Origin of the sequence: Actinoplanes lobatus, assembly GCF_014205215.1 — a bacterium.
GTDB classification, from domain to species: domain Bacteria; phylum Actinomycetota; class Actinomycetes; order Mycobacteriales; family Micromonosporaceae; genus Actinoplanes; species Actinoplanes lobatus.
In genome coordinates, this window is the sequence record NZ_JACHNC010000001.1 from 1,157,001 (window position 1) to 1,183,772 (window position 26,772).

Sequence of the window (26,772 nt, forward strand, 5' to 3'; positions counted from 1 at the left end):
GACATGACGGCTACTCACGTTCCCGGCCTGCCAGTGATCGAGGACGGCTGGCTGATCTCGACCAACCCGGCCACCGGCGAGGAGGCCGGCCGCGTACCGGTCGCCGACGAGAAGGCGGTGCTCGCGGCGGTCGAGCGCGCCCGCGAGGCGGCCCTCTGGTGGCAGGGCCTCGGCTTCGCCGGCCGCCGGACCCGCATACTGCGCTGGCGTTCGCTGATCGTGCAGCGGATCGAGGAGCTGGCCGAACTGACGCACCGGGAGTCCGGCAAGCCGGTCACCGACGGGCTGATCGAGGCCACCGCCGCCGTCGAGCACCTGGACTGGGCGGCCCGCAACGCCAAGCGGGTGCTCGGGCCGCGCCGCGTCCGGACCCGGCTGCTGGTCGCTGAGCACTCCGGCCACCTGGAGTACCAGCCGTACGGCGTGGTCGGCGTGATCGGCCCGTGGAACTACCCGATCGTGACCCCGGTCGGCCCGATCAGCGGCGCGCTGGCGGCCGGCAACGCGATCGTCTTCAAGCCGAGCGAGTACACGCCGGTGGTCGGGCAGTGGCTGGCCGATTCGTTCGCCGAGGTGGTGCCGGAGCACCCGGTGCTCCAGGTGGTGCACGGGCTCGGCGACGTCGGCGGCGCGCTGTGCCGGTCCGGGGTGGCCAAGATCTCCTTCACCGGCTCGACCGCCACCGCCAAGAAGGTGATGGCCGCCTGCGCGGAGAACCTGGTTCCGGTGGTGCTCGAGGCCGGCGGCAAGGACGCGCTGATCGTCGACGCCGACGCGGACGTGGAGGCGGCCGCCGAGGCCGCCGTCTGGGGCGCCATGACCAACGCCGGGCAGACCTGCATCGGCATCGAGCGGGTCTACGCCGTCGAGCCGGTCTACGACCGGTTCGTGGACGCCGTCGTGGCGAAGGCCGGCAAGCTGCGCACCGGCGAGGAGATCGGCCCGATCACCATGCCGAAGCAGCTCGACATCATCCGCGACCACATCGAGGACGCGCTGGCCAAGGGCGGCCGGGCGGTGCTCGGCGGCGCGGAGGCGGTGCAGGCCCCGTACGTCTCCCCCACCGTGCTGGTGGACGTGCCCGAGGACTCGTCGGAGATCCGTGAGGAGACGTTCGGCCCGACCCTCACCATCACGAAGGTGCGGGACGCCGACGAGGCCGTCACGAAGGCCAACGACACCCCGTACGGGCTGGGCGGCGCCGTCTTCGGGAAGAAGAACGCGATCCGGATCGCCCGCCGGCTGCGATCCGGCATGGTCGCCGTGAACGGGACGCTCACCTTCGTCGGCATGGGCAACCTGCCGTTCGGTGGCGTCGGCGAGTCCGGCTTCGGGCGCATCCACGGCGACGACGGGCTGCGCGAGTTCGCCCGGGCCAAGGCGATCACCGTACGGCGGGGCCCGTCCCTGCTCCCGGCGATGACCTTCGAGCGCACCCCGGCCCAGGTGAAGCAGATCGTGAAGGCCCTGCGCCTGCTCTATGGACGGAAGCCTTAGCCTCGAAGGGGTGGCCGATCATCCCGCAGTCGAAGTCCAGGATCTGAATGTCACCTACGGCTCGACCCCGGTGCTGGTCGACGTGGGGCTCACCGTCCCGGCCGGCGCCGGTGTCTGCGTCACCGGCGAGAACGGCATCGGCAAGTCCACGCTGCTGCGCTGTGTGAGCAGCCTCCAGCGCCCGGACTCGGGCGTGATCCGGGTGTTCGGCGGCGAGCCGGGCGACCGTCCCGACTTCTGGCGGGCGGTGGCCACCACGGTCGAGCCGCCCACCTGGTACCCCGGCCTGACCGTCCACGAGCACGCCGAACTGGTCTGCCGGGCGCACGGGCAGGATCCGGCCGAGGCGGGCATCGACGAGGCGCTGGAGCGGCTCGGGCTGGGCGGGCACGCCGACGCCATCCCGCCGTCGCTCTCCTCCGGCCAGAAGCAGCGGCTCACCCTGGCGCTGGTCCTGCTGCGCCCGAGCGCGCTGCTCATCCTGGACGAGCCGGAGCAGCGCCTGGACCCGGACGGCCGGGCCATGGTCGCCGGCATGCTCGCCGACTACCTGGCGGGCGGCGGTTCGCTGCTGCTGGCCAGCCACGACGACAAGTTCGCGGTCGCCTCGGGCGCCGAGATCGTCTCGATGGACATGCTGTGACCGTCGTCGAGCTGCGGCCGGTGCGCCGCTGGATCCGCCGCACACAGTCCGCGCACCGGGATCGCGGGGAGACCGCCACCACGGCGTACGTCGTCGTCTTCTCGATCCTGGTGCTGGCCGCCATGGCCCAGGAGACGCTGGCCGCGGTCTTCAGCCCGCTGGTCCCGGACCTCACCGGCTCCGGGGCGCTGGCCTGGGCCGCCGTGTGCGCCGGCCTGCTCTTCGCCACGCTGCGCCGGCTGGGCCCGGTCACGGTCAGCCGCCCGGCCGCGTACTTCCTGCTCACCGCGCCGGTGAGCCGCCGCCGCCTGCTCTCGCCCGCACTGGCCGTCGCGACCGTCGGCGCGGCCCTGGCGGGCGCCGCCGCGGCGCTCGGCATCCTCGGGAACGCCGCGTCCACCGGCTCGATCGTCCTGGTGGCGACCGGCGCCGTCCTGGGCGTGCTGCTCGCGGTGGCCGCCGCGGCCGCGCAGGCGCGGCTGCGGGCGTCCCGGATCGCCGACACGGTCGCGCGGGTGGCGATCGCCGCCGGGCTGGCCACGCTGGTCGCCGAGGAGGCCGGGTGGACGCCGGCCGCTCCGGGCGGGTGGCCGCCGGCCGTCGTCGTGGTCCCGCTCACCGGGCTGCTCGCGGTGGTCGCCGCCGCCGGCTTCCTTCTGGCCGTACGGGACCTCGCGCGCACCCCGAACGACCAGATCCTGGACTCGGCCAAGACGGCGGGCACCCTGGCCGACTCGGTGTACGGCGTGGAGCCGTCCTTCCTGGCCGACATGCTGGAGCGCCGCTACTGGGCACACCGCCGCCTGCGGTCCACCCCGCTGCCCCGCCGGCTGCCGCCGCTGACCGCCCAGGACCTGCTGCTGGCCCGGCGCCGGATCCCGCGACTGCTCTGGGCGGTGGCCGCCACCACGCTGCCGCTGCTGCTGTCCGGCGCCCCGCCGTGGCTGCTGGCCGGCACGCTGGTGATCGGCACGGTGCTCGCCGCCCGGACCACCACGTCCGCGGTGAAGACCGACGCCACCAACCCGGTCCTGCTGCGCCTGCTGGGCCTGACCTCACGCCGGGCGATGTGGCAGCGGCTGTGGGTGCCGGCCGCGCTGGGCACGGTCTGGGCCACCGTGGCGCTGGGGCTGCTCCAGCTGACCGGCGCGCTCCCGCCCGGCCAGTGGTGGCCGCTGGGCCTGGCGCTGGGCCCGATCGGCGCGGTGGCCGCTCTGCGGGCGGCCCGGGCCGGTCTGGTCCGCAACGACCTGCTGCCGGTGGACACGCCGATGGGCTCGCTCCCGACCGGCCCGATCCTGAACGCCTTCGCCGGTCTGGACCTGCTGCTCCTGGCCCTGCCCACGGTGGTCGCCCTGGCGACGGCCGCCCCGGCGACCCTGAGCCTGCTGATCTTCCAGGTGGGCCTCGGATACCTGGGCGTGTATGCCTACCTGACGTTCACCACCTCACCCGACCGGGTCGAGCTGGCGGCCCGGTCTTAGAAGAGGGTGAGTTCGTCGCGCTTCATGCCGCGCAGGGCGTCGTAGTCGACGACGACGCAGCGGATGCCCCGGTCGGTGGCCAGCACCCGGGCCTGTGGCTTGATCTCCTGGGCCGCGAAGACGCCCTTGACCGGGGCGAGCAGCGGATCCCGGTTCATCAGTTCGAGGTAGCGGGTGAGCTGCTCCACCCCGTCGATCTCCCCGCGCCGCTTGACCTCGACCGCCACCGATCCGCCCTCGGCGTCCTTGCAGAGCAGGTCGACCGGCCCGATGGCGGTCATGAACTCCCGGCGGACCAGGGTGAAGCCCTCGCCGAACGTCTCCGGGTGCTTGGCCAGCAGCTCCTGGAGGTGCGCCTCGACGCCGTCCTTCTGGAGGCCGGGGTCGACGCCCAGCTCGTACGAATAATCCTGGAAGACCTCCTCCAGGGTGATCCGCAGCTCTTCGCCGGCCTTGTTCACCACCTTCCAGACGCCCGGCGCCTCCTGCAGCTTGCAGGGCGGGCTCATCCAGTTGAGCGGCTTGTAGGCACGGTCGTCGGCATGGATCGACACCGACCCGTCGGCCTTGACCATCAGCAGCCGCACCGCCGGGGGCAGGTGGGCGGAGAGACGGCCGACATAGTCCACGGAGCACTTCGCGATGACCAGACGCACCCAGCGACGGTACCTGAGGCGTACCGGCGCCGGGCGAGCGGCACGAGCACGGCGATGCCATGCTGAGATCGTGCTCGAAGCATTGACCGGTACCGGTCTGGCCGCATCGGCCGGCCTGAACGCCTACATCCCCCTGCTCACCATGGGCCTGCTGGCCCGTTACACAGATGCCATCGAGCTGCCGTCCAGTTGGGCCTGGGTGTCGAACGGCTGGACCCTGACGATTCTGGCGGTTCTGCTCGCCATCGAGGTGGTCGCGGACAAGGTGCCGATGGTCGATCACGTCAACGACGTGGTGCAGACGTTCGTCCGGCCGACCGCCGGTGGTCTGGCGTTCGGGGCCGGCTCCTCCTCGGAGACGGTGACCGTCGCCGACCCGGGCGCGTTCTTCGGGTCACACCAGTGGGTGCCCATCGCGGCGGGTGTGGCGATCGCGCTCTGTGTCCACGGTGTGAAATCGGCGTCCCGGCCTGTGGTCAATGCGACCACCGGCGGGCTCGGCGCCCCGGTCGCCAGCACGGCCGAGGACATCGGCAGCGTCATCATGTCGGTGCTGGCCATCGTGCTGCCGGTGCTCGTGCTGGGTGTTCTCGGGGTGCTGGTGTGGGCGGCGGTCTGGGTGGTGCGCCGGCGTCGCCGCCGCAAGCGTGAGCGGATCGGGAGTGTCGAGACCCGTCACCTGTTTGGTTGACTTCTCGGGTGCCCGCGATCGCCGTACCCGCCTTCGCCCTCGCCTGGTGGTTCGCCTGTTACCTGATCGGCCGTGATCCGGACCGGGCCAGCCTGCGCTGGCAGGCGACGGCCCTCGTGTCCTACGCCCTCGGGGTGGCCGCCTGGACGCTGGCCCCCGGCTCCGACGCCGCCGAGGTGCTGCTCTGCATCCCGGCGCTGTGCTGGGCCGGCGCGGTGGTGTCGCTGCTGCCGCTCACCCCGGCCGAGCGCCGCCCGGTGGACCGCGGCGCGCTGGCCCTCGGCGCCGCGTTCCTCCTGATGATCATCTTCCTGCCGCAGGCGGGCCGCCTCGTGGTGCTGGCCCCGCTCATCGGTGGGCTGACACTGCTGTGGCGGTTGCGCGCCCAGGTGGTGCCGCGGATGATCCCGGTCGCGCTGACCGTGATGGCGGTGCTCTGCACGGGCGCGCTGGGCCTGCTGCTGTTCACCGCCGGGGGCGCCCGTGCCGCGATCGCCGCCCTGGGCCTGGACCTGCTGGTGGTCGGCTACCTGGTGGCGGTGTCGCACGCGGCCGAGGCCGGTGAGCGGTTGCGGCCCGATCTGCGCCGTGCGATGGCCGCCGGGCTGGCCGTGCTGGTGCTGGCCGGGATCCCCGCGGCGGCCACCATGTTCCTGGTCCCGGAGCACGACGGGGTGGCCGCGCTCCAGTTCCTGGTGCTGGCGGCCGGGGCCACCCTGGCCGGGCTGGGCGCCCAGGTGCGCCGGCTGCTGGACCGGCTGGCGCTGGTCGGCGAGGACCGGCTGCGCTCGGACCGGGCGGCCCTGTTCCTGAACGCGGACGCGCTGCTGCGCCGCCGCGAGCGCCGGCGGCTGCACACCGTCGGCGAGACCGAGTTCCTGCGGATGACCCGGCGGGCGCTCACCGACTTCGGCGACCTGAACCGGCTGGCCCGCAGCCCGCTGACCGATCTGCCGTCGGTGGAGCGGCGGCTGGCCGGGAAAGAGGACCAGCCCCGGGCGCGGGCCCGGGAGCTGCGGGCGGTGCTGCGGGAGTGCGTCTCGGCGCTGCGCCCGCCCGGCCCGTTCGGCACGACCGACGACTGGCGGTACTACAACGTGCTCCAGTTCTGCTGCGTGCTGGGGCTGAACCCGTACGCCCGGCGCCCGAAGACCGAGGGGATGAGCCGGGAGGCGCGGCTGGCCGTGGACTGGTTCCGGCGGTATGTGCCGGAGGCGGTCACCAAACAGTGGGTCCGGGAGGCCGCGATGATCGTGGCCGAACGGCTGTGGTCCGAGGTCGCCACCAGGCAGCCGGAGCTGCCCGCCACGCCGGGCGAGATCACGACACGCAACCGGTAAGCGGATAAAAGCCGTAAAGATGGCTAAAATCGCCCACCATGGACGCCGGGGTAACGCGTGGGTAGCCACCGCAACGCGCTGGTCGCCGCGATCCGGCAGGAGCTCGCCGAGGCGCGGGGCACCGCCCGTGCCGTCCTGGCTGCCGCCGAGTCGGCCCGGGGCGAGGCGGAGCAGCGGCGACGGCTGGTCCGGGAGGCGTACGCCACCTGCCTGAGCCGTCTCGCCGAGGCCCGGGAGGCGACCCGCGCCGACATCGAGGACCGCTACCGCGGCGAGGCCACCCGCCTCGCCGGGCACCTGCGCGGGCTGGCCACGGTCAGCGCCACCGGGGCCGCCGGGGCGCCCTGGAAGCTGTGGGCGCCCAGCGAGCCCACGCCCGGCCGGTCACCCGGCCTGCTGCGGATCGGCACCATCAGCTTCGACGGGGCGGCCCCGCTGCCCGGCCTCGTCCCGCTGCTCGACGTGGCGCACCTGCACCTGAGCGGGCCGCCCGCGATCCTGGACGAGGTGATCAGCGGGCTGCTGCTGCGGGCCCTGGGCAGCACCCGGCCCGGCGAGGTCGAGCTGACCGTCTACGACCCGGAGCGCCTGGGCGGCACGCTGGGCGCGTTCGCGCCGCTCGGGCCACGGATCGTCGGGCCGGGCGGGCTGACGGCGCTGCTCGACGAGATGGTCGAGCACATCTGCTCGGCGGCCGTACGGGAGTCCTGGCGCCTCGTGGTGCTGCTCGCCGACCGGGCCACCACCGACGAGATGACCCGGGCACAACGGGCCCAACTCGACCGCATCGTGCGTACCGGGGTGGGCCGTGGGGTGCACCTGGTGGTCCGCGGGCTGGAGCTGGAGGACCATTCGGCGGTCGAACGGATCGTCGTGGTCCGGGACCGGGTCGCCACCTGCGCCTCGCTGGGCCGGCTGGAGATTCAGCTGGACCCGCCGCCACCCGCCGAGCGGATCGCCGCGTTCTGCCGGGAGACCGCCGGGCGGCTGTGCGAAGGCCCGCCCCCGGCCCGGCTCGCCGACCTGGAACCGGCCCGCACCTGGGCCGAGTCCTCCCGGTACGGCCTGATCGCCCCGATCGGCGACAGCACCGACAGCTGCCTGGTCGAGGTGCCGCTCGGTGAGGACACGCCGCATGCCCTGATCGGCGGCCCGGCCGAGTCCGGCAAGACCAACCTGATCCACACCTGGCTGGGCTCGCTCGCCACCCGGTACGGCCCCGAGGAACTGGCCCTCTACCTGCTCGACTTCACCGAAGGCGAGTCCTTCGCCCGGTACGTTCCCGGCCCCCGCGACCCGAGCTGGCTCCCGCAGGTCCGGCTCACCGGGGTGAACGTGTCCGGCGACCGCGAGTTCGGCCTGGCCATGCTCCGCCACCTCGGCGAGGAGCTGCGCACCCGGGCCCAGGCCGCCAAACGTCACGACACCGACCGGCTGTCCGGGCTGCGCGGCGCCGACCCGGGCGGGCACTGGCCCCGGATCGTCGCGGTGATCGACGAGTTCCCGGCACTGCTCGGCGGCCGCGACGGGCTCGCCGACGAGGCCGCCGAACTGCTCGAGGACCTGGCCCGGCGCGGCCGCCCGCAGGGCATCCACCTGATCCTGGCCTGCCAGGAGGTGTCCGGCATCCAGGTGCTGTGGGGCCGTCCCGGGCTGATCGCCCAGTTCACCCTGCGGATCGCCCTGCCCAAGGCACGGCGGGTCCTGGCCGACGACAACCTGGCCGCATCGGTCATCCCCCGCCACCACGCCGTCGTGAACCCCGAATCCGGCCTGGCCGGGGCGAACCGGGTGGTGCGGCTGCCGGACGCCGGGGACCGGACCGCCTGGCGGGCCGTCCAGCGCCGGCTGTGGCGGTCCCGGCCCTCCGGCTGCGAGGAGCCGCGGCTCTTCGACGGGAACGCGGTGCCGCGGCTGCCGTCGGCGTACCGGCCGTCCGGGCGGGTGCCGTCCGCCGACGCCCCGGTCGGATCCTCACCGGGCGCGGTGCTCGGCGAGCGGATCGACGTGGCGGCCCATCCGGCCCGGCTGCGGCTGGGCCGGATGCCCGGCCGCAACCTGGCGGTCCTCGGCACCCGTACGGACGAGGCGTGTGACGTGCTGGCGGCGGCCGCGCTGTCGCTGGCCGCCCAGGGGCCGGCCCACTTCAGCATCGTCTGCCTGGAACCGGCCGCCGAGCGGGCCGCGGCCCGGCTGGTCGCCGAACTGCCGGCCGCCGACTGGTACGACTCCTCGGACGTCCACTTCGGCCCACCCGCCTCCGACGTGCCCCGCTACGTGATCGGCTACGGGCTCGACGCGGCCGGGCCACCGCACCGGCCGGCCCTGCGCACACTGCTCACCGACGGCCCGGAACAGCGGATCCACGTGCTCGGCTGGTGGCGGGGCGTCAACCGGCTCCGGGACGACCTGGGCGGCCGGTTCGACCCGATCGGCGCGTGGGTGGCACTCGACGTCCACGGCTCCGAACTGGCGCCGCTCCACCCGCAGCCGGGCGGGCCGCTCTGGTACCCGCGTCCCCGCCGGGCCCTCTTCTTCGACCGCTCGGTGCACCGCACGCCCGAGGTGATCATCCCGTACGAGGTGAACAGTGACCACACGTGACCGCCAGCCGCTCGGCCGGGACTACCAGCTCATGGTGAGCGCGCTCGCCGACGTGACCCGCCGCCGCGACGCCGAGGTGGCCGAGGCCGAACAGGCCTACCAGGACAGCGCCACCCGGGCCGCCGGCGAACTGGCCCGCGCCGAGAGCGACGCCCTGGCCGCCGACCGCTGGGCCGGCGCCGCCGCCGCACAGGTCCTCGACGTCGACCGGGAGGCCGGCCGCCTCTGGGAACAGCTCCGCCGCGCCGGCGGCCTCCGGATCCGCGCCCTCGGCGAACTCCCCGAACCCGCCCCGGTCGAGGCCATGCCCCGGATCGCCCTGCAACGCCGCCCGGAACCCGGCGAGGACGTGATCGCGCCCGGCCGGCAGTCCCCGCGGGTCCTGCTCTCCCGCGCGGCCGACCGCATCGACGTCACGATCCGCCCGGCCGGCAACGGCGTCCTGCCCCGCTGGGTACTCCCGCTGCTCCCCCTGGCTGGCGGGCTCGCCGCCGCCCTCACCGGCCTGATCGCGGCCGGCCTGGTCACCTTCGGCGACGAGGTGGTCTGGGGCGGCCCGGTGATCCGCGGCCTCGGCTGGCTCACCTTCCTGGTCGCGCCCTCCGCGGGCGTCCCGCTGGCCGCCTACACGGCCCACAGCCGCCTGCACGCCCGCCTCGACATCGGCGGCATCGGCCTGACCCTGCTGGGCGGCATGGTCGCCGCCACGGCCCTCTCCCTCTCCTTCGCCACCACCCGCTGAAACCCCATTTCCGGTACGCGCGACGTCGTCCCGCCTCATCTGTCCCGTCCCGTCCGGTCGGCGCGATCTCGCTGCCCGCTCCGTCCTTTGCCGCGCCCGCCGGGCGTAGATCGGTGGCCGGCCCGGCCCCCTCTTTGCCGCCGGTCACGGCCAGGGCGTCGACTCCCGCCCTCGGCGGTCCGGGTCACGCTGGGCGGTTGGCCGCGGTGTCGCTTCCCAGGCACCCGGCTTGCCACTCGCGGCCGTTACGCCGGTCACCGTGGGCGGGTGGTCACGGTGTTGCTCGCCAGGCATCCAGAGTGCCTGCTCTCGGCCGTAGCGCCGGTCACCCCGGGCAGGTGGTCGCGGTGCTGCTTCCCAGGCATCCGGGTTGCCGCTCGCGGCCGTTACGCCGGTCGCCCTGAGCTGGTGGTCACGGTGCTGCTTCCCAGGCATCCGGGTTGCCGCTCGCGGCCGTTACGCCGGTCGCCCTGAGCTGGTGGTCACGGTGCTGCTTCCCAGGCATCCGGGTTGCCGCTCGCGGTCCTTGCGCCGGTCACGGTACTCGTCATCCGCGGTCCCGCTAGGCTCAGCGGCCGCACACGACCGTCCTCCCGGCGGGCGGGGTTTACACGGTCGGGCTTCACCACAGGTGGGTGCACACGGTCGGGCTTCAGCGTGGGTGGGTGCACACGGTCGGGCTGTCGAAGCCGTGGTGGCCGCACACGCAAGCCGCTGCGTGCGCGGCCACCACCGCTATAGAGCAGGTAGGCGACCACGACATCACCAGCGTGTGCGCACACCCCGCCCATCGCCGTGACGGCCGCCCACCCGGCGGCTTTTGCGCCCGCTCACCCCACAAACCCGCCTGGCCGACACTCCGTGTAAGCGAGAGGCCCCGCCCACCGGCCCTTGTGGAGGATCGAGATGGGCGGAACAGCACCGATGTACCACGCGCCTCCACGCACTCACCGCCATGGTCACGGTGGGTGACTCCGGACGGAATCCCGTGGCGCGACCGGCGTCAACCGCAACCACCCACCAACCATGACCGGCGTGACGGCCGGAAGCAGCGTCCCGGATGCCTGGCGATCACCACCGCAACCACCCACTCCGGCGCGACCGGCGTCACGGCCGCAAGCAGCACCCCGGATGCCTGGCGATCACCACCGCAACCACCCACTCCGGCGCGACCGGGCGGCACCTGCGGGAGTGTCCGACCGATCTACGCCCGGCGGGCGCGGCACAGGCCCGAGCGGGCAGCAAGCACGCGCCGACCGGACGGAACGGCCCTGATGAGACGGGGACGGCGTCACGCGTACCGGGAAGGGGCGGAAGCGACCGACGGACCTCGACCACGAAAGGTCTCCCGGTGCGCTTGTCGAGGTGTGTCCGTACCGCGAGCGTGCCGGGCCCCGCTCAGCGAGACCCGGCACTCAGATTGCGACTGAAAAGGATCAGTAGGAGTAGAAACCCTTACCGGTTTTGCGGCCGAGGTCGCCGGCCTGGACCATGCGCTGGAGCAGCTCCGGCGGGAAGAACTTCTCGTCGGCGGTGTCGCGGTAGATGTTGCTCGCCGCGTTGAGCATGACGTCGAGGCCGGTCAGGTCGACGGTGGCGAGCGGGCCCATCGCGTGACCGAAACCGAGCTTCATGACGGTGTCCAGGTCGGCCGCGGAGACGACACCCGACTCGACCAGCTTGATCGCCTCGACGAGGATCGCCGAGAAGAGCCGGTTGGAGACGAAGCCGGCGACGTCGCGCTTGACCTCGACGCAGGTTTTGCCGACCTCTTCGGCGTAGGACCGCGCGGCCGCGAGGGTCTCGTCCGAGGTCTGGTAGCCACGGACCAGCTCGACCAGCTTCATCATCGGGACCGGCGAGAAGAAGTGGATGCCGACGACCGATTCCGGCCGGCTGGTGACGGTGGCGATCTGGGTGATCGGGATGGCCGAGGTGTTGGTGCCGAGGATCGCGCCGGCCTTGCAGATCTTGTCGAGGGCCTTGAAGACCTCGTGCTTGGCCTCGATCTTCTCGTAGATGGCCTCGACCACGACGTCGGCGTCGGCGGCCGCGTCCAGGTCGGTGGTCGGCGTGATCCGGGCGAGGGTGGCCTCGACATCCGCCTCGGCGATCTTGCCCTTGGCCGCGAACCGGCTCAGCGAGTCCCTGATCGCGGACATGCCGCGGTTGAGCGAGGCGTCGTCGACGTCCCGCATGGTGACCTGCCATCCGGCCTGCGCCGATACCTGGGCGATGCCGGAACCCATCAATCCGGAACCGATGACCGCGAGACGACCCGCCATGCTCACTCCTTCGTTAGCGCCGAGGCGCCGTCAGCTTAACGCAGGTTCAGCACCGCCCCCGATCAGGGCGAATCGCCGGAATACCGGGAATCACGATGCCAGACTGTGCGTATGGCCACGAGCGACGGCTGGTACCTCATCGGACCGTTGATCGCCTTCGGTCTGGTCGGCTTCCTCGGCGCGGTGTTCTGGCGCATGGGCCTGCAGCCCACCGACTCCCCCGGAAGGCCGGGCCGGGACAGGTACGCGGACGGCCTGGCGATCTTCGGAGAGCGGGACGACTACGGCCTGCTCTTCCCGGCTGCCGTCACCGAACACCCGGAGGTGGCCGACGAGATCCGGCGGCTCCTCGCCGATGCGGGAATCCGTGCCACCACGGCGATCCGGCGCGACGGGCGGGTGAGTGTCCTCGTCTTCTGCGAAGAGGTCGAGGAGGCCCGCCGGCTCGTCGGCTCCTTCTAGAAGTCGAAGGTCGGCTCCGGCACGTCGGTGCGCTCCACCTCGACACCCAGCCGGGCCAGGTCGGCCACGAAGTCCGGATAGCCACGGTCGATGTGGTGCACCTCGCCCACCTCGGTCACCCCTTCCGCGCAGAGCCCGGCGATGACCAGCCCCGCCCCGGCCCGGATGTCGGTGGCGCGGACCGGCGCCCCGGAGAGCCGGTCGCGGCCGTTGACGACCGCGTGGTGCCCGTCGGTACGGATGTCCGCCCCCAACCGCACCATCTCGTTCACGAACATGAACCGGCCGTCGAAGATGTTCTCCGTGATCAGCGACGAGCCCTCGGCCACCGAGGCCAGGCCCAGCGCCATCGGCAGCAGGTCGGTCGCGAACCCCGGGTAGGGCAGCGTCACGATGTCGACGCCGCGCGGCCGCTCGCTGGTCCGCACCCGGAAGCAGTTGTCCCCCGGCTCGATCGTCGCGCCCGCGGTCGCCAGCTTGTCCAGCGCGATGTCCAGGAACTCCGGCCGCACCCCGCGCACGGTCACGTCGCCACGGGTCATCACCGCCGCGTACGCCCACGTGCCGCCGACGATCCGGTCGCCGACCGTGGTGTGCCGGACCGGCTTCAGCGGACCCTGCACACCCTCGATCACCAGCGTCGACGTGCCGGCGCCCTCGATCCGGGCGCCCATCGCGTTGAGCATCTCGCAGATGTCGACGATCTCCGGCTCCCGGGCCGCGTTGTCGATCTCGGTGACGCCCTTGGCCAGAACCGCGGCCATCAGAATGTTCTCGGTGGCGCCGACGCTCGGGAAGTCCAGCCAGATCTTGGCGCCGTGCAGGCCACCGGGCGCCGACGCGATCACGAAGCCGTGCTCGCCGGAGATCTCCGCGCCCATCCGGGCCAGGCCGGAGACGTGCATGTCCAGGCCACGGGACCCGATCATGTCGCCGCCGGGCAGGGCGACCCGCACATACCCCCGGCGGGCCAGCAGCGGGCCGAGCACGCAGATCGACGCGCGCAGCCGCCGGACCAGGTCGTAGTCGGCCTCGCTGCCCGGCTCGGCGGGCACGTCGATGACCGCCTCGGTGCCGTCCAGCGTGACGTCGCAGCCGAGCCGGCGGAGCACCTCGGCCATGATGGCTATGTCGGTGATCCGGGGAACGTTCGCCACCACGCTGCGCCCCTCGGCCAGCAGCGCGACCGCCATCAGTTTGAGCGCCGAGTTCTTCGCGCCGCCCACCATGACGTCACCGGCGAGGCGAGCCCCGCCCTTCACCCTGATCACATCCACGCGGGCAATGGTAGGAGCCGTGGCCCACCCGCGCCTCGTAGGGTGGGGCCCATGGCTGTGCATCTCACCCGCATCTACACCCGGGCCGGCGACACCGGGCAGACCCAGCTGGTCAACAACGAGCTGGCGCCGAAGACCGCGCCACGGATCGCCGCCTACGCGGACGCCGACGAGTGCAACGCCGCGGTCGGCGTGGCGCTTGCGCTCGGTGAGCTGCCCGAGGACGTACGCGCGGTGCTGTCCGCAATCCAGAACGACCTCTTCGATCTGGGCGCCGACCTGGGCAACCCGGTGGCCGAGAACCCGCCGTACCCGCCGTTGCGGATCACCGAGGCGTACGTGACCCGCCTGGAGAAGTGGTGCGACGACTACAACGAGCGCCTCACCCCGCTGGACAGTTTCATCCTCCCGGGCGGCACCCCCGGAGCGGCCCTGCTGCACGTCGCCCGGACGGTGGCCCGCCGCGCCGAACGCACCGCCTGGGCCCTCTACGAGCAGGAACCCGACCGCACCTCGGACCTGCCCCTGAAATACCTGAACCGCCTCTCCGACCTGCTCTTCATCCTCAGCCGGGCGGCCAACCCGTCCGGCGACGTCAAGTGGGTCCCCGGCGGCGAAAACGCTCGATGACCGGCGGCCTGCACCACGTCGAGATCTGGGTGCCCGACCTCGCCGGCGCGCTGCGGCCGTGGTCCTGGTTGCTCGGCGAGTTGGGCTGGACACCGTTCCAGGAGTGGCCGGCCGGCCGCTCCTGGCGGCACGGCAGCCTGTACCTCGTGTTGGAGCAGTCCCCCGCCCTCTCCGGAGACGCCCACGACCGTCTCCGGCCAGGCCTCAACCACCTGGCCTTCCACGCCGGCCCACCCGACGAGGTGGACCGCCTCGCCACCACCGCGCCCGCACACGGCTGGTCCCCGCTGTTCGCAGACCGCTACCCGCACGCGGGCGGCGCGGACTGCTACGCGGCCTACCTCGAAGACCCGTGGGACTACGAGGTGGAGTTGGTCGCTTCCGCCTAGAACCTTTCCCCGGTACGCGGCGAGCCGCCCCAAAAGCACCGGCGACCGCCCCGCCCGCTCCACGCGAGCATCTGCCGGGTCCCGACCGTGCCGCGCCCGCCGGGCTGAGATCGACACTCCCGCAGGCCCGGCCCGACGCTCCCCACCCACCTGCGGCCGCTTGCGCCGGAAACAGGTGCCCGTTTCGCCCGCTTTGCATGCCGACGTTGCGCGATCTTGGTCGATTTGGCACCCGAAACGGTGGTAAATCGACCAAGATCGCGCCGGGTGACGCGCCACGGCGGCTAGCGCAACTCGCCTTCGATGGTGGTTACCGCGTGGCCGCTCAGTAGGGTGCGGTCGCCGCGCAGGGCGACCCGGACCGTGCCGCCGCGTGGGGAGGCCTGGTAGCCGGTCAGGTCGGTGCGGCCGAGGCGGGCGGCCCAGAACGGGGCCAGGGCGGTGTGTGCGCTACCGGTGACCGGATCCTCGTCGACGCCGACGGCCGGGGCGAAGAAGCGGGACACGAAGTCGTAGGCCGGATCGTCGGACGCGGCTGTGACGATGACGCCGCGGCGGCTCAGCCGGGCCACCGCTTTCAGGTCGGGGGCGACGGCCCGAACCACCTTCTCGTCGGCGACCTCGACCAACAGATCGTCTGTGGAGGGCCCCGTGTGGTGCACCGAGACGATCTCGGCACCGAGGGCGGCGACAAGCTCCGGGTCGATCGGGCGTTCCGCCAGCGGGGCGGTCGGGAAGTCGAGGGTGATCAGACCGTCCGGAGTCCGCACGGCGGTGAGGATGCCGCTGCGGGTCCGGTAACGGATCGGGGTGGCCGGGTCGATCACGTGGCTGATCGCCAGGGTGGCGTGCCCGCACAGGTCGACCTCGGCGGCGGGGGTGAACCAGCGCAGGGCCCAGTCGGCATCCGACCCGGGCGGCAGCGGGTGCGCGAAGGCCGTCTCGGCGTGGTTGACCTCGGCCGTGACCTGGCGCATCCACTCCTCGGAGGGGAAGGCGTCACCGTCCAGAATCATCACCCCGGCCGGCGCGCCGGTGAACGGGCGGTCGGTGAAGGCATCGACGATTCGGATCCGCATGGACTCAAGCTACGCGATGCGGCGGACGCGGTGGGGGCTCAGCTCTCCAGCGGGCGGGGGCCGAAGACCGTGCGGCCGCGGAGGCTGCCCGGGTCGCGGGGTGGGCCGGCCTCGAGCCAGGACAGGAAACCGGTCACTGTGGTCTCCGCCATGGCGATCTCCACCTCGGCCTCCGGTGTCCGGCAGCGCAGGACCACCCAGTGCGCCGGCATGGTGAGGCGCTCCGGTCCGGCCGGCAGGCGCCGCTCCTCCACCGTGAGGGCCCGCCGGTCGAGCACCCGCTTGGGGCGGATCGCCAGGCTGAACATGCGGTGGAACCGGAGCTCGTCGCCGATGAACTGGCCGAGCCCGGGCGACCAGCCCCGGCCGGGCACCATCGTGGTGGTGCGCACCTGCACGCGAATGGTTCCGCCGCCGACCATGAGCAGGCGGCGGCGGAAGAAGATGGCGAAGAGGAGCGCGAGCAGCGCGACGACGCAGATCCCGGAGCCTTCCAGAATCCGCATCGCCGGTGTCAGCGAGACTCGGGGGTGGCGGCTGTGGCGCTCTCGGCGAGCACCGTCACACCGTTGGCGTCGATGGAGAGGAACCCACCGGCCACGTCGTAGGTCAACTGCTCACCACCGGCGAGCTTGACCCGGACCTGGGAGGGCTCGGTCAGCAGGCCCAGCAGCGGCGAGTGACCGGGGAGCACACCGATCTCGCCCTCGGTGGTGCGCGCGACGAGCATCTCGGCCTCGCCGGCCCAGACCTTCTCCTCGACGGCGACGACCTCGACGTGCAGCTGGTTGGCCACGCTGTCTCCCTTTGACGCTGCGATTCCGTTCGGGTGAAGTCTAATCGGCGGCGAACACCGATGTGGTACGGGGTGGGCAGGTCAACTCTCGCGGGCCACGTATTCCGGATGATCAAGGAGGAAGGCGCCGATCCGGTCCTCCTGAACCGCCTTGAAGAACTCCTCGCTGGACGGGTCCAGCTGCTCTCCGAGGTACTTCCCGTTGGAGTAGAGGCCGCCACCGGGGAGCTTGACCAGCGTCATGTCGTCGGTGTCGATGCTCTGGAGGGCCAGACCCCAGTCGATGACGCTGTTGCCGCCGCCGTCGAAGGTGAGCGAGTCACCGGCCGCGTCCAGCACCTTGAGCAGCTTGGTGGGGTCGGTCACCACGTCCTTGCTCATCGCCTGCTCGGCCATCGCCTTGATGAACTGCTGCTGGTGCCGCTGACGGTCGTAGTCGCCGTTGGGCAGTCCGTACCGCTGGCGCACGTAGTCCAGCGCCTCCCACGCCTGGAGGTGGTAGGTGCCCTTCTCGTAGACCTTCCGCGGACCGGTGTACGGATGGTCGCAGCCACCGTTCTGGCAGCCCGCGCGCTTGGGCCGGGCCGTGCCGTCGGGCTGGAGGTGCTCGGACTCGACGGTCTGGTCGATCGTCATGGTGACGCCGCCCATCGCCTCGACGATCTTCTTGAAGCCGCCGAAGTTGATGATCGCGCCGGCGTCGAAGCTCCGGATCCCGGTGACGTCGCCGACCGTCTCGGCGAGCAGTTGGAAGCCCTGCCCCACGTCGTGCCCGCCGTTGCCGGTGGCGCTGCCGAACGACATCGCCGAATTGATCTTCGCGGTGGTGCCGTTGAAGCCGGTCTTGGAGAAGGCCGGGATCCGCACGTACAGGTCGCGGGGGATGGAGAAGAGGAACACCTGGTCCATCGTCGCCGGGATGTGCGCCACGATGATCGAGTCGGAGCGCGGGGCCTGCGTGTCGTCGCGCGGGTCGATGCCGGCGAGCAGGATGTCGAGCGGGCCCTCGATGTCGGCCGCTTTCCTGGTGGCGCCGGGCGCCGGGTCGCCGATCAGGGTGCCGGGCGCATCGATGCCGTTGGTGTATCTGGCGAGCAGGGCCTTGCCGGAGACCAGCACACCACCGCTCACGACCATCAGCATGCAGCCGGCCCCGGCACAGAGCCGGGCCCACAGCGGCGCACGCCGGCCCTGGAAAGACTTCGCCACAGGAATCCCAACTCTGCATCCCCGGCGTGGCCAGGGGATCAGCGAATGCGCGGCCCAGCATACCCGCGCGACCTGATGACGGCCGGGAACCGGGAATCCCCGGAAAGCGCGAAGGGCCGCGCCGGCATATGCCGGCGCGGCCCCACAGCGTGCGGGCTGGATCAGCCCTTCATCAGCTCGTGCGCGTTCTTCTCGAGGTCCTCGAGGCCACCGCACATGAAGAAGGCCTGCTCGGGGAAGTTGTCGTACTCACCCTCGGCGATCTTCTTGAAGGCCTCGATGGTCTCCTTGAGCGGAACCGTCGAGCCGGGAACACCGGTGAACTGCTCCGCCGCGTAGGTGTTCTGCGACAGGAACCGCTCGATACGACGGGCCCGGGCGACCGTGACCTTGTCTTCCTCGGACAGCTCGTCCATACCGAGGATGGCGATGATGTCCTGCAGGTCCTTGTACTTCTGCAGGATCCGCTGCACCTCACGGGCGACCGTGTAGTGCTCGGCGCCGACGAACTCGGGCGCGAGGATCCGCGAGCTGGAGGCCAGCGGGTCCACGGCCGGGTAGATGCCCTTGTCGGAGATCGACCGCTCGAGGTTGGTGGTCGCGTCCAGGTGGGCGAACGTGGTGGCCGGCGCCGGGTCGGTGTAGTCGTCGGCGGGCACGTAGATCGCCTGGAGCGAGGTGATGGCCTTGCCCCGGACCGAGGTGATCCGCTCCTGGAGCTGACCCATCTCGTCGGCCAGGGTGGGCTGGTAACCCACGGCCGACGGCATACGGCCGAGCAGGGTGGAGACCTCGGAACCGGCCTGGGTGAACCGGAAGATGTTGTCGATGAAGAGCAGCACCTCCTGGTTCTGGACGTCCCGGAAGTACTCCGCCATGGTGAGGGCGGTCAGGGCGACCCGCAGACGGGTGCCCGGCGGCTCGTCCATCTGGCCGAAGACGAGGGCGGTCTTGTCGAGAACGCCACCCTCCTCCATCTCCAGGATGAGGTCGTTGCCCTCACGGGTGCGCTCGCCGACGCCGGCGAACACCGAGGTGCCACCGAAGTTACGGGCGACCCGGATGATCATCTCCTGGATGAGCACCGTCTTGCCCACGCCGGCGCCGCCGAACAGGCCGATCTTGCCACCACGCACGTACGGCGCGAGCAGGTCGAGCACCTTGATGCCGGTCTCCAGCATCTCGGTCTTCGGCTCGAGGTCCGCGAAGGGCGGGGGCTGGCGGTGGATCGACCAGCGCTCCTGGATGTCCAGCGTCGACGGGTCGACGTTGAGCACCTCACCGAGGGCGTTGAACACGTGGCCCTTGGTCACGTCACCGACCGGCACCGAGATCGGCGCGCCGGTGTCGCTGACCTCGGCGCCCCGGACCATACCGTCGGTCGGCTGCATCGAGATGGCGCGGAGCAGGTTGTCACCCAGGTGCTGGGCGACCTCCAGGGTCAGCTTCTTGGTGCCGCCGGAGAGGGTGACCTCCACGTGCAGCGCGTTGAAGATGGCCGGCATGGCGTCACGGGGAAACTCGACGTCGACGACCGGGCCGATGACCCGGACGACGCGGCCGACAGCGGTCTCCGCCTTGGTGGGCTCAGCTACAGCAGTCATCACACATCACTTCCCGCCGCGGCCAGCGCGTTGGCGCCGCCGACGATCTCACTGATTTCCTGGGTGATCGCAGCCTGCCGCGCGGAGTTCATCTCGCGCGTGTACCGCTTGAGGAGGTCGTCGGCGTTGTCCGACGCGCTCTTCATCGCCCGACGGCGCGAGGCCGACTCACTGGCCGCCGAGTCCAGCAACGCCGCGTAGAGACGCGTGTTGAGGTACTTCGGCAGCAGCGCGTCGAGCAGCTCGTCCGCCTCCGGCTCGAACTCGTAGGCCGCCTTGAGCTCGGAGGACTTCTCCTCCTGCTGCTCGACCTGTACCGGCGCGAGAGGCTTCGCGTTGGCGGTCTGCGTCATCAGAGACTTGAACTCGGTGCTCACGATGTGCAGCTCGTCGACGCCCTCGATGTTCTCCGGGCCGAACGTGCCGTCCGCGTCGGAACCGGCCTCGAACGCCTCGATCAGGGCGTCGCCGATGCGCTTGGCGTCGGCGAACGACGGGCGCTCCGAGAAGCCGGTCCAGCTGGCGGCCACCGGCCGGCCGCGGAACCGGTAGAAACCGAAGCCCTTGCGGCCCACGATGTACACCGCGACCTCCTTACCCTCCGACTTCAGCTGAGCGATCAGCTGGTCGGCGGTACGGATGGCGTTGGCGTTGTAGGCGCCGGCCAGGCCCCGGTCACTGGTGATCAGCAGGACACCCGCCCGCTGGACACGCTCACGCGCGACCAGCAGGGGGTTGTCGACCGACGCGTTGGTCGCCAGGGCGCCCAGGACCTTGGTGATCGCCTGCGCGTACGGCCGGGAGGCGTTCACCCGCTCCTGCGCCTTGGCGATCCGGCTGGTGGCGACCAGCTCCTGCGCCTTGGCGATCTTCTTGGTCGACTTGACGGTTCGGATACGCCGCCGCAGCGCCTGTACCTGACCGGCCATGCCTAGCTACCGCTCTCGGTGGAGCCGCCCTGGAACACCTTCTTGAACTCGACGACGCCGGCCTTCAGGCTCTCGACGTTGTCGTCGCTCAGCAGGTTCGTCGACTCGATCGCGGTGTAGACGTCACTGTTGTGCTGCTTGAACCACTGCAGGAACTCCTGCTCGAAGCGGCGCACGTCAGCGACCGGAATGTCGTCGAGCTGCCCGGTGGTGCCGGACCAGATCGAGATGACCTGGTCGACCGTCGAGTACGGCGAGTACTGCGGCTGCTTGAGCAGCTCGACCAGGCGGACGCCCTTCTCGAGCTGGGCACGCGACGCCCGGTCCAGGTCGGAGGCGAAGGCCGAGAAGGCCTCCAGCTCACGGAACTGGGCCAGGTCGAGACGCAGCCGGCCGGAGACCGAGCGCATCGCCTTGACCTGCGCCGAACCACCGACCCGGGAGACCGAGGTGCCGACGTTGATGGCCGGGCGCACACCCGAGGCGAACAGGTCCGTCTCGAGGAAGATCTGGCCGTCGGTGATCGAGATGACGTTGGTCGGGATGAAGGCCGAGATGTCGTTGGCCTTCGTCTCGATGATCGGCAGACCGGTCATCGAGCCGCCACCCAGCTCGTCGGAGAGCTTGGCGCAGCGCTCCAGCAGGCGGGAGTGCAAGTAGAAGACGTCACCCGGGTACGCCTCACGGCCCGGCGGGCGGCGCAGCAGCAGCGACACGGCACGGTACGCCTCGGCCTGCTTCGTCAGGTCGTCGAAGACGATCAGGACGTGCTTGCCGTTGTACATCCAGTGCTGTCCGATGGACGAGCCGGTGTACGGGGCGATGTACTTGAAGCCGGCCGGGTCGGACGCGGGCGCGGCGACGATGGTCGTGTACTCCAGCGCGCCCTGCGCCTCCAGGGTGCCCCGGATGCTGGCGACGGTGGTGGCCTTCTGGCCGATCGCCACGTAGATGCAGCGGACCTGCTTGTCCGGGTCGCCGGAGTCCCAGTTCGCCTTCTGGTTGATGATCGTGTCGATCGCGACCGTGGTCTTACCGGTCTTGCGGTCGCCGATGATCAGCTGGCGCTGGCCACGGCCGATCGGCGTCATGGCGTCGATCGCCTTGATACCGGTCTGCAGCGGCTGCTTCACCGGCTGACGGGCCATCACGTTCGGCGCCTGGAGCTCGAGCTCGCGGAAGCCTTCGTTCGCGATCTCACCGAGACCGTCGATCGGCTTGCCCAGGGCGTCGACCACGCGGCCCAGGAAGGCGTCGCCGACCGGGACGGAGAGAACCCGGCCGGTGCGCTTGACCGGCTGGCCCTCCTCGATGTTGGCGTAGTCGCCCAGGATCACGGCGCCGATCTCGCGGACGTCGAGGTTCGCCGCGACACCCAGGGTGCCGTCGGCGAATTCGAGCAGCTCGTTCGCCATCGTCGAGGGGAGACCCTCGACGTGCGCGATGCCGTCACCCGCGTCGGAGACGATGCCGACCTCTTCACGGGTGAGGTCGGTCGTAGCGGACGAGACGTAGCGCTCTAGCGCCCCCCGGATCTCGTCCGAGGAGATGGTCAGCTCGGCCATCCTCTGCCTTCTCTGTCTAGCTCGGGACGTCACCGCCGCCGAGGGGGCTTCTCGATGGAAATCGAGGGGAAACGACTATTTAGCGAACGCCTGCTTGGCCTGGTTCAGCTTGCGCAGGACCGTGCCGTCGTAGAGGTCGGAGCCGACCCGGACGCTGACACCACCGAGAACCGACGGGTCCACGTCCACCTTCAGCGAAACCTCGCGGCCGTAGAGGGCGGACAACTTCGCGGTCATGGACTGCTCGTCGGCGTCGGTGAGCGGCTTGGCAACCGTCACGTACGCCACCTCGCGGTCCCGCTTCGCGGCGGTCACCTCGACGAGCCGGGTCAGCGAGGCCTGGAAGCCACGACCACCGAAGCCGGTCAGCGCCACCTCGGCGAGCCGGCCCGTGGCGCCGTGCACCTTGCCCTTGAGCAAGTCCTGCACCAGCTTAACCCGCGGTTCGACCGGCGCACTGGCGTCACTGAGTGTGACGGCCAGCTGGGAGTCGCCGGAGACGATCTGGCCGAACCGGAACAGCTCGTCCTCGACGTCGGCCAGCTTGCCCTCGCGGTCCGCCGAGGCGAGCAGGGCGTCCACGCCCAGCCGCTCGGTGGCGTCGAGGAGCTCGGCCGGACGGGAGAAACGGCCGGCCACCAGGGCGGCCACCGCGTTCACCGTGGTCTCCGAGACCTTGCCGGAGAGCAGCGACCGCAGCAGGTCGGCACGGTCGGAACCGGGCCGGGACGGGTCGGTCAGCGCCCGGCGCAGCCGGGGCTGGGCCCGCAGCAGGCCGGCCACCGACAGGATCTCGTCGGCAACCGTCGCCAGCTGCGGGGCCGTCGCCGCTGTCGTGCTCGCGGCGAGCTGGTCCGACGCCTCGCCGTAGGCCTCGCGGCTTACGCTCGACGCCATCAGCGCTGTCCCGCCGTGTCGAGGTCGGCGATGAACCGCTCGACAGTGCCACGGGTGCGCGCCTCATCGGCGAGAGCCTCACCGACGATCTTGCTGGCCAGGTCGACCGCGAGCGTGCCGACCTCGGACCGGAGCTCCCGGACGATGGCCTCGCGCTGGGCGGTGAGCTGCTCGTTGCCGGCCGCGATGATGCGGTCCGACTCCTCGCGAGCCTTGGTCAGCACATCCTGCCGGATGCCCTCGGCGTCGGCCCGGGCCTCGTCGCGGATGCGAGCGGCCTCGGTCCGCGCCTCGGAAAGCTGCGCCTTGTACTGCTCGAGCAGCTGATTTGCCTCGGCCTGCGCGGTCTCGGCACGCTTGATGCCGCCCTCGATCGCGTCGACGCGAGCCTTGAACGTCTTCTCCATCTGCGGGAAGACGAACTTCATCAGCACGAAGCAGAGCACCGCGAACGCGACGGCGCCGACCACCATCTCCTGCCAGACAGGGACGATCGGGCTGTGCTCGGTACCCTCGGCGAGAATCACTTCGATCATGGGAACCTCCTAGTCGAGGTCGAAGATCAGTTGCCGGCCCAGATGAAGCCGAACGCGATGCCCAGCAGGGCGAGGGCCTCGATGACGGCGAAGCCGATCCAGACGTACGGCAGGGTCAGGCGGGACGACTCGGGCTGACGGGCGGTCGACTGGATGTAAGCCGAGAAGACCAGACCAACACCGATGCCGGGGCCGATCGCAGCGAGACCGTAACCGATGGCGGCGGTGCTGCCCTCAACGGCGGCGACAAGGTCCATTGCTAATTCCTCCTGGTATCTCGCGTGACTGTCACGCGGGACGACAACGGGGTGTTACTCGTTCGGTACTTGCTCAGTGCTCGTCGGCGAGCGCGCCCTGGACGTAGCTCGCGGTCAGCACCGTGAAGACGTAGGCCTGGAGGCAGATCACCAGGAACTCGAGCATGGTCAGCGCGATGGTGAGGGCCCAGGAGAGCACCGAGACCGGCGCCAGCCAGCCGTTCGCGCTGATCATCGCGAAGCCGCCGAGCGTGAAGACGAGCAGCAGCATGTGACCGGCGAACATGTTGGCGAACAGACGGACGGCCAGCGAGAACGGCCGGACGATGAAGTTCGAGAACAGCTCGATCGGGACCAGCAGCGGCAGGATGAACCACGGCGCCGGCGGGACCAGGGCGTGCTTGAAGTACTTGAAGAAGCCGTGGTGCCGGATGCCTACATAGATGAACATCACATAGCTGATCACCGCGAGAACCGCCGGGAAGGCAATGTGCGAGTTCGGCGACATCTGCACGAACGGCACGATGCCCCAGAAGTTGTTCAGGAGGATGAACATGAACAGCGTCGTGAGGTACGGCGCGAAGCGGATGCCGGCCGGGCCGATCATGTCGACCGCCACGTTGTTCCGCACGAAGCCGTAGATGCTCTCCGCGAGCCACTGCCCCTTTGTCGGGACGAGCTGCGGCTTCCGGTTCGCCGCCAGGAAGAAGACGATCAGAATGGCGACCGTGAGCCAGACCAGCAAAGTGATCTTGGTGAACCAGTAATTGTCGTGAGCGCCCCACGGCAGGATGCTGGGCAGGTAGAAGTCCTCGACGCTCGGCGGGAACGGAACATCCGCTGCGAGGACGATCGACTGACCGGTCACCGTAGCCCTTTCCTGTCAGGCGCCGAGACGGCGCACGATGAGGTACACACCACCGGCGACGCCGAGAACCGCGCCGATTCCGGCGAAGATGCCCTCGGTTTCGAAGACGTAGTGGTCGACCAGCCAGCCGATCCCGCCCCACACGAGAATGCCCGCGATGAGGTAGGAGACCGCGGTCATGCCCACACCCGTGTCGGGAGGTGGGTCCGAACCGTTGTCACCGCGCGATTCGTGGGGAGGTTTCTGGCCGGTCATGACGGCCCGAACGATATCAGCAGGAAACACGAAGCTAAGCGGGACCCCCCGCACAACCGCAGTTGTCCAGGCGTCAGGGGTCTCGCAACTGTCTGGACACGGTACTCCTGTCGCGCCAAAACGGAACACGGCACGTGCTCCGGGGTCACCGGATCGTGGCGGCTTGACCGTTTCCCACCAACCTGACCAGGGACTATGCGGTGCTCTAGATCACTTTCGCGAAGTCCGCCGGTACATCCACCAAGCCTGAACCCCGGTCCAGACCACGACCCCGGCGACGATCCCGTATCCGAGCGGAAGACGTCCCGGCCAATCGGACGTGACCCCGAATGCCAGGATTATCCCTAACAGGGTGTATTTCACCACATAGGTAAGCAGCCCGAGAGGCATCAGCAGAGCCGGCCGTACGGTGTCCGCCCACGCGATCACCAGCGTGGACATGCTGTAACTGACGGTCACGACCAGAACCCCGGCGGCCGCGCCCAGGGCGCCCTGCGGTCCGCCGTAGAGGAAACCGGCGGAGGCCGCGCAGAGCATCAGCGCCGCCGAGACCGCCGACAGGAACGGCAGGTGCTCCACCCGCCAGCGCGGATCCGCCGCCACCTGATTCACCACGACCTCCCTCGGCGCCCGCTCACCGAATTCCGGCTCGATGGGCGGCGCGCCACGCTACCACCCACGTCACCTATCCGCCCCAAAACGCCCGTTCAGGGGACCGTTCCGGAATTCTCACCGGGAATTCGCCAGCAATTCGGCGTCGAGTGGATAGGGCGGAAAAGCGCCGACGATTTCCTGGACCTCGGCCGCCACCTCGCGCAGCGCCGCCGCGCCGGCCCCGGTGTCCGGGTCGATGGTCACCGCCCGGCCGATCAGACCGGCGATCCGCCGCATCTCGCCCTCCCGCATCCCCTGCGAGGTGACGCTCGGCGTCCCGATCCGGACACCGGAGGCCACGGCGGGACGCTCCGGGTCGTACGGAACCGCGTTCTTGTTGAGCGCGATGCCCGCACGGGCGCAACGCGCCTCGGCCTCCCGGCCGGTCACGCCCAGATCGCGCAGGTCCAGCACGGCCAGGTGGGTGTCGGTGCCACCGGTGACCGGGCGCATCCCCTCGGCGGCGAGCCCGGCGCACAGTGCCCGCGCGTTGCGGACGGTCTGGTTCGCGTACCCCCGGAAGTCGGGGGTGCCCGCCTCGCGGAAGGCGACCGCCTTGGCCGCCACGGCGTGCATCATCGGGCCGCCCTGCGCGAACGGGAAGACCGCCTTGTCGATCCGCTGGGCCAGCTCGGCCCGGCACAGGATCATGCCGCCGCGTGGCCCGCGCAGCGCCTTGTGGGTGGTGCCGGTGATCACGTCGGCGAACGGCACCGGCGAGGGCACCGCCCGCCCGGCCACCAGGCCGATGAAGTGCGCCGCGTCGACCAGCAGGTACGCGCCCACCTGGTCGGCGATCTCCCGGAACCGGGCGAAGTCGATCAGGCGGGGGTAGCTGGTGGCGCCGCAGATGATCAGCTTGGGCCGGTGCGCGAGGGCCAGGTCGCGGACCTCGTCGTAGTCGATCTCCTCGGTCTCCGGCGTCACCCGGTACGCGATCGGGTGGAACCACTTGCCGGAGAAGCTGGCCTTGCTGCCGTGGGTGAGATGCCCACCGTGCGGCAGCCCCATGGCCAGGACCACGTCGCCCGGCTCGGCCAGCGCCGCGTAGGCCGCCAGGTTCGCCGACGTGCCGGAGTGCGGCTGGACGTTGGCGTGCTCGGCCACGAACAGGTCCAGGGCCCGCTCCACGGCGAGCCGCTCGGCCCGGTCCACCTGCCCGCAGCCGCCGTAGTAGCGCTCCCCGGGGTAGCCCTCGGCGTACTTGTTGGCGAGTGTGGAACCGAGTGCCGCGAGCACCGCCGGTGAGGTGAAGCTCTCGCTCGCGATCAGCTGGAGCGTGTCCCGCTGGCGGGCCACCTCTTCGACGAGCACGTCGGCGATCTCCGGATCCTCGCGTTCCAGCGCTGCGAAGTCCGGCCCCCAGAAGGTGCTCACCCTGGCCTCCCGAGCTCGAGGAGCCTGCCGGTCCCGAGCATATTGC

The 26,772-nt window shown here is 71.0% G+C and carries 27 protein-coding genes; 10 read left to right on the forward strand and 17 right to left on the reverse strand.

The window, feature by feature from the left end; all coding sequences use genetic code 11:
• The first annotated feature begins 3 nt into the window (after window positions 1-3).
• Genes BJ964_RS05045 through BJ964_RS05055 form a run of 3 tightly spaced genes read left to right on the forward strand, consistent with a single transcriptional unit; the run spans window position 4 to window position 3,624 of the window.
• Window positions 4-1,497, forward strand: a complete 1,494-nt coding sequence (locus BJ964_RS05045) for an aldehyde dehydrogenase family protein (RefSeq protein WP_188119584.1) — start codon at window positions 4-6, stop codon at window positions 1,495-1,497.
• On the forward strand, window positions 1,481-2,140 hold the full coding sequence (locus tag BJ964_RS05050) for an ABC transporter ATP-binding protein (RefSeq protein ID WP_188119585.1): 660 nt from the start codon (window positions 1,481-1,483) through the stop codon (window positions 2,138-2,140). Before BJ964_RS05045 ends, BJ964_RS05050 begins: the two co-directional genes overlap by 17 nt.
• Window positions 2,137-3,624 (forward strand): DUF6297 family protein, encoded by a 1,488-nt coding sequence (locus BJ964_RS05055; RefSeq protein ID WP_188119586.1) that lies wholly within the window; start codon window positions 2,137-2,139, stop codon window positions 3,622-3,624. The genes BJ964_RS05050 and BJ964_RS05055 overlap by 4 nt, the downstream gene beginning before the upstream one ends.
• Here BJ964_RS05055 and nucS read toward each other — a convergent pair.
• On the reverse strand, window positions 3,621-4,280 hold the full coding sequence (gene nucS, locus BJ964_RS05060; RefSeq protein WP_188119587.1) for an endonuclease NucS: 660 nt from the start codon (window positions 4,278-4,280) through the stop codon (window positions 3,621-3,623). The two genes, BJ964_RS05055 and nucS, sit on opposite strands and share 4 nt — an antisense overlap.
• A 70-nt stretch (window positions 4,281-4,350) precedes the next feature.
• Here nucS and BJ964_RS05065 point away from each other — a divergent pair, with 70 nt between their 5' ends.
• The 4 genes from BJ964_RS05065 to BJ964_RS05080 are packed head-to-tail and all read left to right on the forward strand — an operon-like array spanning window position 4,351 to window position 9,657.
• A complete protein-coding gene (locus BJ964_RS05065; protein WP_188119588.1) occupies window positions 4,351-4,971 on the forward strand; it encodes a DUF4126 domain-containing protein in 621 nt (206 codons plus the stop codon).
• A gap of 8 nt (window positions 4,972-4,979) precedes the next feature.
• Window positions 4,980-6,311 carry a hypothetical protein gene (locus BJ964_RS05070; RefSeq protein ID WP_188119589.1) on the forward strand — a complete coding sequence of 444 codons (1,332 nt, stop codon included), beginning with the start codon at window positions 4,980-4,982 and terminating at the stop codon, window positions 6,309-6,311.
• Between the two features lie 57 nt (window positions 6,312-6,368).
• Window positions 6,369-8,915, forward strand: coding sequence for an FtsK/SpoIIIE domain-containing protein (locus tag BJ964_RS05075; RefSeq protein WP_188119590.1), 2,547 nt, complete (start codon window positions 6,369-6,371; stop codon window positions 8,913-8,915).
• Complete coding sequence (locus tag BJ964_RS05080) at window positions 8,902-9,657, forward strand: hypothetical protein (protein ID WP_188119591.1); 756 nt, start codon at window positions 8,902-8,904, stop codon at window positions 9,655-9,657. The genes BJ964_RS05075 and BJ964_RS05080 overlap by 14 nt, the downstream gene beginning before the upstream one ends.
• 1,436 nt (window positions 9,658-11,093) lie before the next feature.
• On the opposite strand, the gene BJ964_RS05085 is transcribed toward BJ964_RS05080, so the two are convergent.
• Window positions 11,094-11,942: a 3-hydroxyacyl-CoA dehydrogenase family protein gene (locus BJ964_RS05085; protein WP_188119592.1), complete on the reverse strand. Its 849-nt coding sequence runs from the start codon at window positions 11,940-11,942 to the stop codon at window positions 11,094-11,096.
• A gap of 111 nt (window positions 11,943-12,053) precedes the next feature.
• On the opposite strand from BJ964_RS05085, the gene BJ964_RS05090 reads away from it, so the two are divergent.
• Window positions 12,054-12,404, forward strand: coding sequence for a hypothetical protein (locus BJ964_RS05090; RefSeq protein ID WP_188119593.1), 351 nt, complete (start codon window positions 12,054-12,056; stop codon window positions 12,402-12,404).
• Here the strand turns inward: BJ964_RS05090 and murA are convergent.
• Window positions 12,401-13,690 (reverse strand): UDP-N-acetylglucosamine 1-carboxyvinyltransferase, encoded by a 1,290-nt coding sequence (murA, locus tag BJ964_RS05095; RefSeq protein WP_188126793.1) that lies wholly within the window; start codon window positions 13,688-13,690, stop codon window positions 12,401-12,403. The genes BJ964_RS05090 and murA overlap by 4 nt on opposite strands.
• A 42-nt stretch (window positions 13,691-13,732) precedes the next feature.
• On the opposite strand from murA, the gene BJ964_RS05100 reads away from it, so the two are divergent.
• Both BJ964_RS05100 and BJ964_RS05105 read left to right on the forward strand, forming a co-directional pair.
• Entirely contained in the window at window positions 13,733-14,311 is a 579-nt protein-coding gene (locus BJ964_RS05100) for a cob(I)yrinic acid a,c-diamide adenosyltransferase (protein ID WP_188119594.1), read from the forward strand.
• A complete protein-coding gene (locus BJ964_RS05105; protein ID WP_188119595.1) occupies window positions 14,308-14,700 on the forward strand; it encodes a VOC family protein in 393 nt (130 codons plus the stop codon). The genes BJ964_RS05100 and BJ964_RS05105 overlap by 4 nt, the downstream gene beginning before the upstream one ends.
• Window positions 14,701-14,984: 284 nt before the next feature.
• Here the strand turns inward: BJ964_RS05105 and BJ964_RS05110 are convergent, their stop codons facing one another.
• The 14 genes from BJ964_RS05110 to BJ964_RS05175 all read right to left on the reverse strand — a co-directional run bounded on the left by BJ964_RS05110 (window position 14,985) and on the right by BJ964_RS05175 (window position 26,726).
• Window positions 14,985-15,779, reverse strand: a complete 795-nt coding sequence (locus BJ964_RS05110) for a PhzF family phenazine biosynthesis protein (protein WP_188119596.1) — start codon at window positions 15,777-15,779, stop codon at window positions 14,985-14,987.
• 38 nt (window positions 15,780-15,817) lie between these two features.
• Window positions 15,818-16,285: a DUF2550 domain-containing protein gene (locus tag BJ964_RS05115; protein ID WP_188119597.1), complete on the reverse strand. Its 468-nt coding sequence runs from the start codon at window positions 16,283-16,285 to the stop codon at window positions 15,818-15,820.
• An 8-nt stretch (window positions 16,286-16,293) separates the two neighbouring features.
• Entirely contained in the window at window positions 16,294-16,575 is a 282-nt protein-coding gene (locus tag BJ964_RS05120; RefSeq protein ID WP_188119598.1) for a F0F1 ATP synthase subunit epsilon, read from the reverse strand.
• A gap of 81 nt (window positions 16,576-16,656) precedes the next feature.
• On the reverse strand, window positions 16,657-17,784 hold the full coding sequence (locus BJ964_RS05125) for an LCP family protein (RefSeq protein WP_456048984.1): 1,128 nt from the start codon (window positions 17,782-17,784) through the stop codon (window positions 16,657-16,659).
• 161 nt (window positions 17,785-17,945) lie between these two features.
• Window positions 17,946-19,388: a F0F1 ATP synthase subunit beta gene (gene atpD, locus BJ964_RS05130; protein ID WP_223149479.1), complete on the reverse strand. Its 1,443-nt coding sequence runs from the start codon at window positions 19,386-19,388 to the stop codon at window positions 17,946-17,948.
• Window positions 19,388-20,317: a F0F1 ATP synthase subunit gamma gene (locus BJ964_RS05135; RefSeq protein WP_188119600.1), complete on the reverse strand. Its 930-nt coding sequence runs from the start codon at window positions 20,315-20,317 to the stop codon at window positions 19,388-19,390. Before BJ964_RS05135 ends, atpD begins: the two co-directional genes overlap by 1 nt.
• 2 nt (window positions 20,318-20,319) lie before the next feature.
• Window positions 20,320-21,882, reverse strand: coding sequence for a F0F1 ATP synthase subunit alpha (atpA, locus tag BJ964_RS05140; RefSeq protein WP_188119601.1), 1,563 nt, complete (start codon window positions 21,880-21,882; stop codon window positions 20,320-20,322).
• Between the two features lie 75 nt (window positions 21,883-21,957).
• Window positions 21,958-22,779, reverse strand: a complete 822-nt coding sequence (locus BJ964_RS05145) for a F0F1 ATP synthase subunit delta (RefSeq protein WP_188119602.1) — start codon at window positions 22,777-22,779, stop codon at window positions 21,958-21,960.
• On the reverse strand, window positions 22,779-23,312 hold the full coding sequence (locus tag BJ964_RS05150; RefSeq protein ID WP_188126795.1) for a F0F1 ATP synthase subunit B: 534 nt from the start codon (window positions 23,310-23,312) through the stop codon (window positions 22,779-22,781). The genes BJ964_RS05145 and BJ964_RS05150 overlap by 1 nt, the downstream gene beginning before the upstream one ends.
• A 29-nt stretch (window positions 23,313-23,341) precedes the next feature.
• Window positions 23,342-23,572 carry an ATP synthase F0 subunit C gene (locus tag BJ964_RS05155; protein WP_188119603.1) on the reverse strand — a complete coding sequence of 77 codons (231 nt, stop codon included), beginning with the start codon at window positions 23,570-23,572 and terminating at the stop codon, window positions 23,342-23,344.
• Between the two features lie 73 nt (window positions 23,573-23,645).
• Window positions 23,646-24,440: a F0F1 ATP synthase subunit A gene (gene atpB, locus BJ964_RS05160; RefSeq protein ID WP_188119604.1), complete on the reverse strand. Its 795-nt coding sequence runs from the start codon at window positions 24,438-24,440 to the stop codon at window positions 23,646-23,648.
• 15 nt (window positions 24,441-24,455) lie between these two features.
• On the reverse strand, window positions 24,456-24,620 hold the full coding sequence (locus tag BJ964_RS05165; RefSeq protein WP_229806573.1) for an AtpZ/AtpI family protein: 165 nt from the start codon (window positions 24,618-24,620) through the stop codon (window positions 24,456-24,458).
• Window positions 24,621-24,905: 285 nt separating this feature from the next.
• Window positions 24,906-25,298: a hypothetical protein gene (locus BJ964_RS05170; RefSeq protein WP_407650789.1), complete on the reverse strand. Its 393-nt coding sequence runs from the start codon at window positions 25,296-25,298 to the stop codon at window positions 24,906-24,908.
• A gap of 126 nt (window positions 25,299-25,424) precedes the next feature.
• The gene (locus tag BJ964_RS05175; protein ID WP_188119607.1) at window positions 25,425-26,726 is read right to left on the reverse strand and encodes a serine hydroxymethyltransferase; all 1,302 of its coding nucleotides are present in this window, start codon (window positions 26,724-26,726) and stop codon (window positions 25,425-25,427) included.
• Window positions 26,727-26,772 lie beyond the last annotated feature (46 nt).